Raw genomic sequence first — 6,851 nt, forward strand, 5'->3', positions numbered from 1 at the left:
TCACGTGCTTCCCACCCGCGCGGCGACATTGCGGACAGTCGGTGTCCGCAAGCCTGACTACCGTACGCGGCATGACGAAGACGACGACCGCGAGCACAGCGGCCCCCGTGCTCGACAACCGCGCCCTCAACCGCGCCACCCTCGACCGGCAACTGCTCCTGCGCCCCGCGCCGCTGTCCGCCGAGGCGGCCGTCGAACACCTCGTCGGCCTGCAGGCGCAGAACGTGAAGCCGCCTTACTATGCTCTCGCCGCCCGCCTCGACGGCTTCGCGCCGGAGGAGCTGTCCGGTCTGATGGCCGAGCGCCGGGTCGTCCGTATCGTCAGCATGCGCTCGACCATCCACACCCACACCGCCGACGACTGCCTCACCCTGCGGCCGCTCGTGCAGCCCGCCCGGGACCGGGAACTCACCTTGTTCCGCAAGGGACTCCAGGGCGTCGACCTCGACCGGCTCGCCGCCCTGGCCCGCGACCTCGTCGAGACCGAGCCGCGCACGATGAAGCAGTTGCGCGAGGCGCTGCTCGTCGAGTGGCCGGACGCCGACCCGCAGGCCCTCGCGATCGCCGCCCGCTGCAGACTCCCGCTCGTCCAGGTCACCCCGCGGGGACTGTGGGGCAGGAGCGGTCAGGTCCTCCTCACCACCGCCGAGCACTGGCTGGGCCGGCCGGCCCAGCCCACCCCCGCCCCCGACGCGACGGTGCTGCGCTACCTCGCCGCCTTCGGGCCCGCCTCGGTGAAGGACATGCAGACCTGGGCCGGGCTGACCCGGCTGCGCGAGGCCTTCGAGCGCCTGCGCCCGCAGCTGGTCACCTTCCAGGACGAGAAGCGTGTCGAACTCTTCGACCTCCCCGACGCCCCGCGCCCGGACGCGGACACCCCGGCCCCGCCCCGCTTCCTGCCCGAGTTCGACAACCTGCTCCTGTCCCACGCCGACCGCACCCGCGTCGTACCGCCCGAGTACCGGGGCAGCGCCTGGCAGGGCAACCTGGCCCACCGCACGCTTCTGGTCGACGGCTTCCTGGCGGGCGTGTGGAAGCTGGAGGCGGACGCGCTGGTCGTCGAGCCCTTCGGTCGGCTCACCAAGGCGCAGCGGGAGGAGGTGGTGGCCGAGGGGGAGCGGATGCTGACGGTGATGCACCAGGGATCGCCGTACGACATCCGCTTCGGGACCGTACTGCGGTGACGGGACCGTCGTGAGGTCCGCCCATGGAGAGGGGGCGCTGCGGGCCGCTCGTGGAGGCCCGCAACGCCCCCTGGTATGTCACCTGAGGGGTGGCTCAGGAGTCTTCGGCCGGGTTACGAGTTGACCTGTGTGGTCACCAGGCTGGAGAAGGTGGTCAGCCGGGTGTAGACACCCGGGTAACCGGCCGACGCGCAGCCCTCGCCCCAGGAAGTGATCCCTGCCAGGACGCCCCCGATGAGCAGGGGACCGCCGCTGTCGCCCTGGCAGGTGTCGACGCCGCCGGAGGTGTATCCGGCGCAGACCATGTCGCCCGCGATGAAGTCGGAGCCGTAGGAGCCGGCGCAGCTGGAGTCGGAGACGGTCGGCACGGTCGCGGTGCGCAGCTGGTTGGAGGAGCTGCCGCCCGCGGAGGTGGTGCCCCAGCCGACGATGCGGGCGGTGGTGCCGGCCGCGTACACGCCCGTCTGGGAGGACGTGACGTACGGCGCCTTGGTGTACGGCATCGACGTCGACAGGGTCAGGACGGCCACGTCGTCGCCGTTGGTGGCGTCCGTGTAGCTCGGGTGGATCCAGATCTTGCTGACCCGGGCGACCGTGCCGTTGGTGCCGTTCAGGTAGGTGCGGCCGCCGACGACTCTGACGCTGCTCGTGGTCTCGCCGACCATGCAGTGGGCCGCGGTGACGACCTTGGTGGCCGAGACCAGGGTGCCTCCGCAGAACTGGTTCTGCGAGGCGTCCGTGATCTGCATCATGAACGGGTACGCGGTCGTCGTGGTCGTCGTACCGCCGACGATGGGCTGGGGGGCGGCGACGGCGGCGGGGGCACCGATCAGAGCGGTCGCGGCGGCGGCGGTGGCCGCGAGGGCGGCGGCGGTCTTCTTGGCGCGGTCGATCCCGAACATGAGTCTCCTCATTGGGTGTTGCCGGTGGGGGGTCGCACGGGTGTGGGGGGTGGTGCACGGGGGCCGCGGGACCGGCCCCCGTGTGCCCGGGCGAGCGGCACGCCCTTACGCTAGAACCCGTAACCTGCCCTTCCCAATGAGGGAAGCCCCTAGGTGAGTTGGGCAGGGAAAACCCTCGGTCGGCCCCCGGTAAACCCACTCGACCGGTGAACTGGCGTGGTCCTCAGCCGATCCGCGTGGTCGTCACTTGGTACGACGGCCCGCCGCGAGTCTGACGATGTCGACCCGCGATCGGATCCCCAGCTTGCGGTAGACCCGGGTCAGGGTCGCCTCGACCGTCTTGACACTGATGAACAGCCGGCCGGCTATCTCCCGGTTGGTCGCGCCCTCCATGACGAGCGCGGCGACCTGACGTTCCATCGAGGCGAGCCCGTCCAGCGCGTCGAGCGTGGGGGTGGGGGAGACGACCGGCTCGGGCGGCTGTGCCACGGCGGTCGCCTCCGCCTGGCGCAGCCAGGGCAGCGCCCGGCAGCGCCTGAACAGCCGGGCCGCCTCGTCGTAGGACGTCGGCCCCGGCCGGCGCGTGCGCAGCGCGGCCAGCGCGAAGGCGGCGCGGGCCTCCTCCAGGCCGTAGCCCAGTTTGCCGAGCCGGTCCTGCGCGGACGTCAACTGGCCGAGGGCGGCATCGTGTTGGCCGCGCCTGGCCCGTACCAGCGCCTCCGCCCGGTCCACCACGGCGAGCACACTCTCGCGGCCCAGCCGCAGCGCCTGCTCCCGGGTCACGTCGATGACGTCCTGCGCCTCGGCGACCTCGCCGACCTGGACCAGGGCCTCGGCGAGGTCGCCGTGCCAGCGGCCGCGCGCCGGGTCGGTGATGCCGAGCCCCTGCTCCAGCTCCCGCACCCGGCGCAGCGAACGCACCGTGCCCGGGGCGTCCCCGGCCACGAACTGGGCGTGGCCCAGGGCGGCCAGGGCGCGGGAGACGTACATCTGGTCACCGTCCTCCTCGGCGTGCTCCAGCGCTTCCCGCGCCAGCGCCAGCGCCCGGTCGACGTCGCCGCCCGACGCCTCGGCGAACGAGGTGAGCAGGGCGGAGGCCACCGTGCCGATGCCGGTGTCCCTGGCCATCCGCAGGCTCTCCCGGGCCAGGTCGAGGGCCCGCCCGCAGTGCCCGGAGCGCAGCTCGGTCTCGGCGAGCAGGCGCAGGAAGTGCACCTCGCTCTCGACCATTCCGCGCCGCCGCACCTCGCGCAGCAGCGCGGTGACGGTGGTGCGGGCCTCGGCCAGCTGGTCGCTCATCAGCAGCCAGCGGAACCGGGCCAGGCCCGGGCCGTTGTGGTGGCAGGCCACCTGCGGGTCCTGGGGTTCCCTGAGCGCCCGCTTGATCGTGGCGGGGGCTTCCGCGTGGCCCATCAGGGCCTCGGCCTGCGCCTGGAAGGCGAGGGCGAGGATCTCGGTACGCCGGTCACCGGCCCGGGCGGCCAGCTGTGCCGCGTGCGCGGCCTCCTCCCGGCCCTGCGCGAAGTCGCCCTGGACGACCAGGCCCCGCCAGGCGAGCTGGTAGTGGACCAGGGCCAGCAGCCTGGGGTCGTCGCCCGCGTCGGCCAGCGCCTGCGGGAAGACGGCGTCGACGTCGCCGAGGGCGTGCCCGGCCGACTCGATCACCACCATCCAGGCCCGCACGCGGTCCGCGGGCACGGTGGCCCGGGTCAGCACCTCGCGGGCGATGTCCCTGGCGAGGTCCACCTCCCCGGCGGTGATCGCGTCCTCGGCGGCCTGCAACCGCCGCTCGTCGGGGCCCGGCACGCCGTCGCCCGGGGTGTGCCGGGCGGCGAGCAGGCCGAGCGAGGCGGCCACCGAGGGCGCCCCGCGGTCCCGGGCCTGGGCGGCGGCCTCGGCGAGCTGTGCCGCGACCCGCGGATCGGCGCCGGAGGCCGCGAGCGCCAGGTGCCGGGCCCGCTCGATGGGGTCGAAGGCGGCCGTGGACAGCGCGGCGTGCGCGGCCCGCCGCTCCTGCGCGGGCGCCTCCGCGTAGAGCGCGGCCGAGATCAGCGGATGCGCGAACCGTACGGCGGGCCCCTCGGGCTCCGTCGCGAGCAGTCCGAGGGCGGCCGCCTGGGCGGTCTCCGACTCGGCGTTGTCCCGGCCGGCCGCGTGCAGCAGGGCCAGCGTGGGCCGGGCGCCGGCGCTGGCCACGAGCAGGGTGCGGCGCGCCTCGTCGGACAGCATCTCCAGGCGGCTGAGCACCAGCCCGCAGCGAGGTCGGCACGCGCAGCGGCTCGCCCGGCCGGGGCGGGCTGGGATCCTCGGCCAGGGCGCGGCCCAGCTCGAGGGCGAAGAGCGGGTTGCCGCCGCTGGTGCGGTGGATGTCCCGGACGGTGGAGCGGGGCAGGCCGGTGTAGCCGCGGTGGTCCAGGAGCGTGGAAACCTGGGTGCGGGTGAGCGGGTTGAGGCGGACCGCGAGACTGTCCGGGGGCAACGCGCGTAGATGCCGGTCGTACTCCTGCCCTTCGGTCCGCACGGCGCACAGCAGCTGGACCGGGGTGTCGCCGAGGCGGCGGGCGGCGAAGCCGAGGAGTTCCGCGCTCGCCGGGTCGAGCCATTGGAGGTCGTCCGCGACGACCAGGACGGGCCCCTCGGCGGCGAGCGCGCGCAGCACCGACAGGACCGCCAGCCGCAGCGCCAGTCCGTCGCGCTGGAGGGTGGACTCGCCGCGTCCGGTGAGCGCCGACTCCAGGGCGGTGCGCTGGGCGGCGGGGAGCCGGTCGGACACCTCGCCCACGACCAGGCCGAGCAGGTCGGCGAGCGCCAGGAACGGGAGATGGGATTCGGACTCCGTCGCCGAGCAGCGCAACACGGTCCGGGTCGCGGCGGCGTTATCGGCGGCCAATGCCCGCAGCACGGTCGACTTTCCTATTCCGGCCGGGCCGTGGAGCAGCACGCTGCCGCCGCCGGCCAACTGCTCACGTGCTCCCGCGAACAGCTCCTCCCTGCCGATCACCAGGTCGGGGCGGCATCTGGCAGGCTCCTCGAAGTCCCGTCGCACGGTCACCGCTCCCCTCCGTGTGTCGTGTCCTGGCCAATATTAGGCAACGGGCTTTGGAATTCGGCGGGGCCGCGTCGTGAGGGAAATAACAACGGCCCGCAGAGAGAAATTCACCAAGGCGGTGCATGAAGGAGGGCGCCGACGGAAATCAGGGCAGGAACCCCGCCCGACGCGCGGCGACGACCGCCTCCCCACGGGTCCGGGACCCCAGCTTGCGCATGGCGGAGCGAAGGTATCCCTTGACCGTCTCGGCCCGCACCCCGAGCCGCTCGGCGGCCACCGCGTTCGTCGCGCCCGCGGCCACGCACGCCAGCACATCCACCTCACGGGCCGCCAGAGTCACCCCGTCCGCCGACGGGACGTCCGAGGTCAGCAGCCCGCACGCGGCCAGCAGTTCGGCCCGCAGCGCCTCGTCGGCGATCCGCGGCGCGAGCGCCCGCAACGCCGCGTGCGCCTCGCGCACCTGCTCCCACGCGGAGCCGTCCGCCGGGGCCCGGGCCGGCTCCGTCCGCGCCGCGGCCATCAGGTCCCGCGCCTCCTCCCGCAGGACCAGCGCCTGTTCCACGTCCCGCGCCGCCGCCACCGCCGCGGTCAGCATGCGGTCGCCCAGCGGCCGGGCGTCACGCAGGGCGCCGTACAGCACTCCGCGCACCCGGCGCCGTACGACCACGGGCACCGCCACCACCGAACGCAGCCCTTCAGCGGCGACCGCGGCGTCGTACTCGTGGCTGATCTGCCGCGAGGAGGAGTAGTCGGCGACGGCGCACGGACGGGCCAGGGCCACCGCCTTGCCGCCGAGGCCGTTGCCGGAGATCACCGCGAGGGCGCTCAGGGCGGGGGTGGACGTGCCGTTCAGTTCGCTGATGCGGATCCGCGGCCGGCCCGGCTCCACCAGGCCGCCGAAGGCGACCGGAAGCCCGGTCGTGTGCCGCAGCCGTACCAGCGCGCGCCGGATCTCCACCGACGCCGACCCCTCTGCTGCCACGCACACGCTCCTTCGTCCACGGCGCACACCCCCGTTCGGGGGTAGTGAGACCCGCATCACGCATTACACGATGGCAGAGAGCCGCCCGGCAATGGTGCCGGTACCGAGGAGGACAGATGACGACCGCGACGGAGCTCTTCCGCAGCGCGCGGGACTTCCTGCTGGAACACCGTGAGGACTACGCCACGGCGTACGAGGGCTTCGACTGGCCGCGCCCGCAGCACTTCAACTGGGCGCTGGACTGGTTCGACGTCATCGCGGACGGCAACGACCGCACCGCCCTGCACATCGTCGAGGAGGACGGCTCCGAGACCCGGCTCTCCTTCGGCGAACTGTCCGAGCGGTCCAACCGGGTCGCCAACCTGCTGCGCGAGCGGGGGGTGGGTGCCGAGGACCGGATCCTGGTCATGCTGGGCAACCAGGCCGAGCTGTGGGAGACGGCGCTCGCCGCCATGAAGCTGCGGGCCGTGGTCATCCCGGCGACCCCGCTGCTGGGCCCCGCCGACCTGCGCGACCGGGTCGAGCGCGGACGCGTACGCCACGTCCTGGTCCGGGCCGAGGACACCGCCAAGTTCGACGACGTGCCCGGCGACTACACGCGCACCGTGGTCGGCGGCCTGCCGGAGGGCTGGCAGCCGTACGAGGACGCGTACGCGGCCTCCGCGGAGTTCCTGCCCGACGGGCCGACCCTGGCCGGCGATCCGCTGATGCTGTACTTCACCTCCGGTACGACG

At 73.8% G+C, this 6,851-nt stretch carries 4 protein-coding genes and 1 pseudogene; 2 read left to right on the forward strand and 3 right to left on the reverse strand.

Annotated features, from left to right (window positions below):
• The first annotated feature begins 71 nt into the window (after positions 1-71).
• Positions 72-1,184 carry a winged helix DNA-binding domain-containing protein gene (locus tag KUM49_RS16190; protein WP_217237550.1) on the forward strand — a complete coding sequence of 371 codons (1,113 nt, stop codon included), beginning with the start codon at positions 72-74 and terminating at the stop codon, positions 1,182-1,184.
• 113 nt (positions 1,185-1,297) lie between these two features.
• Here KUM49_RS16190 and KUM49_RS16195 read toward each other — a convergent pair whose 3' ends face one another.
• The 3 genes and pseudogenes from KUM49_RS16195 to KUM49_RS16205 form a co-directional block, all read right to left on the reverse strand.
• On the reverse strand, positions 1,298-2,086 hold the full coding sequence (locus KUM49_RS16195) for a trypsin-like serine protease (protein WP_217237551.1): 789 nt from the start codon (positions 2,084-2,086) through the stop codon (positions 1,298-1,300).
• A gap of 243 nt (positions 2,087-2,329) precedes the next feature.
• Positions 2,330-5,138: pseudogene (locus KUM49_RS16200) on the reverse strand (AAA family ATPase).
• 142 nt (positions 5,139-5,280) lie between these two features.
• The gene (locus tag KUM49_RS16205) at positions 5,281-6,117 is read right to left on the reverse strand and encodes a LuxR C-terminal-related transcriptional regulator (RefSeq protein ID WP_308406641.1); all 837 of its coding nucleotides are present in this window, start codon (positions 6,115-6,117) and stop codon (positions 5,281-5,283) included.
• 116 nt (positions 6,118-6,233) lie between these two features.
• Here KUM49_RS16205 and KUM49_RS16210 point away from each other — a divergent pair.
• A partial coding sequence (locus tag KUM49_RS16210; RefSeq protein WP_217237553.1) for an AMP-binding protein occupies positions 6,234-6,851 on the forward strand: 618 nt, incomplete at its 3' end.

The sequence above is a fragment of the Streptomyces sp. AC555_RSS877 genome, from assembly GCF_019049245.1.
In the GTDB taxonomy this organism is placed as follows: domain Bacteria; phylum Actinomycetota; class Actinomycetes; order Streptomycetales; family Streptomycetaceae; genus Streptomyces.

Excerpts from the sequence above, each read along its gene's own strand:
- KUM49_RS16190 (WP_217237550.1), top strand. The coding sequence starts at position 72 with ATGACGAAGACGACGACCGCGAGCACAGCGGCCCCCGTGCTCGACAAC.
- KUM49_RS16195 (WP_217237551.1), bottom strand. The coding sequence starts at position 2,086 with ATGTTCGGGATCGACCGCGCCAAGAAGACCGCCGCCGCCCTCGCGGCC.